We start from the raw sequence: 3,753 nt of genomic DNA on the forward strand, positions 1-3,753 counted from the left end.
AAAATCGTATGTTATAGGCTTTTACTTTTCTTTGCTTAAGTGAATGACTTGGTCATAGTGTTTTAAGTCTTCTTCCGTGTAGTGGTGAATGACTTCAATGACTGTTTGAGGTAGGGAGAAGAGTAAGTCGCTAATTTTTCTGCTATTTTCCGAGTCAAGATTGGCCTTAATTTCATCTGCTAAGATGAGTTGACTATCGTGATAGAGGGCACGAGCAATTTCTAGTCGTTGTTTCTCGCCACCAGATAGACTGTCATTGCTAAGGATTCGATTTTTCAAATGTTCTAATCCTGTTTTTTTGAGGATATGATTTAAAGTCTCTGGATTTTTATCCAGTCCTAGAAGGATATTGTCTTCCAGAGATAGCGTGTCAAAGTAATGGCTATCTTGGAGGATATAGGAACTAAAGCTTGTGATTTCTTGACGTGACAGGTTCTGACCAGCAAAGCTAATCTGTCCACTTGTCGGTGTCTCTTCTCCATGAATGATATTGAGCAGGGTTGTCTTACCAGAGCCACTTTCCCCTATAATGGCAATTTTTTCTCCTTGCTTGATGTGCATGGAAATCGGAGACAGGAGGCTATTCCCATCTTTTTCTAGGGAGATGCTGTTAAGCTGGATATGGAAAATATTTTCTATGCTTCTTGGCGAGATGAAGTCAGACTGGCCCAAAAGTTTTTGGTATTTGTTGAGAAGAGTTCGATTCGCTTTTCGGGTGTTGGTAAAGTATGCCAACTCTTGGAATTGATAGCCGATGTTATGGGAAACTAGATAGATGGCCACAAAACTCGCTGCATCTAAATAATTATAGTAGGCCATAAAGCCACCGATGACGATTGGTGTGACAGAACAAAAGGCATCGATGCTATTGATCAAGAGACTGTTTAAAGTTCGTTGCTTTTCATAGTTAATTTCGGTATCTAAACTGGTTTGTAATTGCTTTTGATAGCGAGTAAAAAAGAAATCTTGTCCCTGATAATAGCGAATTTGTTGGCTACCACCAATAAAATTTGTCAAGCTTGCTAAGTAGCTCTGGTTAACAGTGGAACGCTTTTCAGAAAGTGAATCCAAACGCTTTGATCCAATAGCACTGCAGAGTACAGGAAAGGAGTAGAAGAGGATGAAAATCAAGCCCAAGTAAAAATTGGTCCACAGGGCATAGAGAATGGACACAGTGGTGAAGCCAAGAGAAGAAATGATGATGACCGTTGGCTCAATATAGTTTTCTTCTAGTTGCTTGACGTCGTTTTCTAGGTCAGACAAAATATCCTTTTCATCAATCTCATAACTGTTTAAAAATCGCTTGAAAATAGCACTCTTGATTCCATATTTGAAATCAGCAATTAAACGGGCATAGTAATAGCGTTTCCCAGCCAAACCTAGTAAGAGGATGAGATTACCAAGGATTCCTAAAATCAAAACTTTCCAAAGAAGGCCTAGTTCTTGATTGGTAAAACTGGCAACAATATTCTGAACAAGGGCTGGTGTGATAATTGCTTCCAACCAAGTAATGGCAATAGAAAAGAAGTAAAGTACGAGGTGCTTTTTAGTAACAAATCTTTTCAGCATAAAGAGTTGACCTCCCTATCGATATACATGTAATCAGTTTTAAAGTCATTATACTCCTTTTTATTAAATACTTCATATAAAAATGTAAATTTTTGGGGGATATACAATTAAATGAAAATATCGTAATGACACAGATTGAAACAAAAAGCGAACAAAACAAAATTCGTTGTTTCGATTCGCTTTTTGTATTATTATTATTATTATTATCTAGATTTTTCTTGCATCTCTGATAACATTTAGTCTGAGCAGGTACACTAATAGCTGATGGAATAAAATGTGTACATTAGATTATTTCCAAGCGCCACTGGCATCTACATAGTAACCATCAGGTGTGTAGGTATTGTGAAGCATCTTACCTGATGAAGCAAGGTAATACCAAGAGCCGCTATCTTTCACCCAGCCTGTTGCCATAGAACCTGAGTTGTTTAGATAATACCAAGATCCACTATCTTTGATCCAACCTGTCGCCATAGAACCTGAGTCTTTTAGGTAATACCAAGAGTGATTATCATATAGCCAATCACTAGCAATCATAGCTCCTGATGATTTAAAGGCATACCAGTTGCCACCTTGATAGAGCCAAGTTTGATTGAACATGATTCCTTTATCATTCATAAAGTACCAAGTTCCCTTGTCCTTAACCCAAGCATTTTTAACTAATTGCCCTTGTTTTTGATAGTACCAGCTTTCACTGTAATTCTTTTTTAGCCAACTTTCTGCTTTTAGAATCGGATAAAGTATTTTGAAGGCTCCTGCCCCCCTGTAGGAATGACTGATAACTCCTGGTTTTTGAAGTTTCAATTCTTCATAGTCGTCTGCCCAAGCAAAGACTTTTTGACCATTGACAGTCTCTGGTAAGGTAGCAGTGTAGGTCTTAGTTTGATAGTCCCATTTTGCATCAAGGTAGGTGTGTTGATCATTTGATTCGTCAATACGGAAGTAACCACTCTTTCCACCGTCATTATATACATCATCTACTACTTTAGTGGACCAGGTCTTTACTTCATTTCCACTCTTGGCTTCTACCTTGATATCCCCTCTATAGCCATAAGGAACGTAGAAATTCAGGTAACGCCCCTCTACACCCATCATAGACTTGTCCTTTTCTTGACCTAGGAAATTGACAGTTTGATCTTGACCATTGAGACTAACCGTCCACTCGATTTTCTCAGTTTTTGGCAAATCCAATACTTTGATATCTACTTCATTGCCATTGTCAAATTGAAGAATTTTGCCATCTTGATACTTAATACCACCCTTGACAACCCATTCTTCTTTCAATTCGAAGGCCTTTCCTGAATGAGGGAAAGCTAGTAAAGCTAAACCTGCTAGAGATAAACCAAATAATGTGATTTTTTTTGATACTTTCATTTTCTTAACCCCTTATTTTTGGAATAAAACAAATTGACTGTTTTCTGGATAAACTGATACATGTTGCTCCTTATTACTGCTTGATGCAGCTTCAAGGACTAGAGGATAAGAGTATTGATACAGTTCCTCTAAAGTGATTTTTCCGTTAGTATTGGTGTCTGCCATAGGCGAAATCATTCTATTTTGAAGTGAATCCCAACCTGTACCCATTGCCCAGTATCTGGTGGCAAGACTACCTACTCCGACTGCACTATACGATTTTTCACCTTTCCAAGAGGCACATAGTACGAGGAATTTAGAATCAAGCATTTCACCATTCTTACTTGCTGGATCTCCTGTTGAAAATCCTGCCAAAAATGCTTGTTCATCAAATCTTTCTTCAGAATTGGAGACGGCCTTTTCATCTGATTTACCTACATCTATAATTTTTCCTGAATAGCAACAATCCAGCATAACCACAAACTTACCTTTGTATTGTTTCAGTATAGATGCTAATTCCCAACCTGAAAAGGATGTTTTATCGCTACCAATGGCTATCGTCCCATCTTCTCCTCCATGACAAGTAAGGTAAAGATAGTTCACATCGCTTTCGCTAGAAGATTTGAAAAGTTCTTCCATTTTTGCAATAATCTCAGCTTTTGTCTTATCAGGGAACCGAACAACTTCGCTAAAGTTTTGGTTACTAAAAACCTTTTCCATAGCATTAACGTCTTCGATAGGTACTTCTATCGTTGATGTTTCACCAAGAACTAAAGCACGGCGATTAATCGTTTGTCTTGCTCCACTACTAGCAAAGAAATAAGTATCATCTCC

General features: G+C 37.9%; 3 protein-coding genes. All 3 read right to left on the reverse strand.

Annotation, left to right across the window (positions count from 1 at the left end):
- Positions 1–21: 21 nt before the first annotated feature.
- Positions 22–1,569, reverse strand: coding sequence for a streptosactin export ABC transporter GggC (gene gggC / locus HMPREF1048_RS06120; protein ID WP_000919332.1), 1,548 nt, complete (start codon positions 1,567–1,569; stop codon positions 22–24).
- A 288-nt stretch (positions 1,570–1,857) separates the two neighbouring features.
- Positions 1,858–2,940 (reverse strand): N-acetylmuramoyl-L-alanine amidase family protein, encoded by a 1,083-nt coding sequence (locus HMPREF1048_RS06125; protein WP_000868696.1) that lies wholly within the window; start codon positions 2,938–2,940, stop codon positions 1,858–1,860.
- A 12-nt stretch (positions 2,941–2,952) separates the two neighbouring features.
- Positions 2,953–3,753, reverse strand: an 801-nt coding sequence (locus HMPREF1048_RS06130) for a caspase family protein (protein ID WP_000430460.1), incomplete at its 5' end; no start/stop codon positions are given.

Source organism: Streptococcus mitis SK575 (assembly GCF_000257865.1).
Taxonomy (GTDB): Bacteria; Bacillota; Bacilli; order Lactobacillales; family Streptococcaceae; genus Streptococcus; species Streptococcus mitis_CQ.

What these genes read in the sequence shown, in the direction of transcription:
- gggC (WP_000919332.1), bottom strand. Translation starts at nt 1,569, where the DNA reads ATGCTGAAAAGATTTGTTACTAAAAAGCACCTCGTACTTTACTTCTTT.
- HMPREF1048_RS06125 (WP_000868696.1), bottom strand. Translation starts at nt 2,940, where the DNA reads ATGAAAGTATCAAAAAAAATCACATTATTTGGTTTATCTCTAGCAGGT.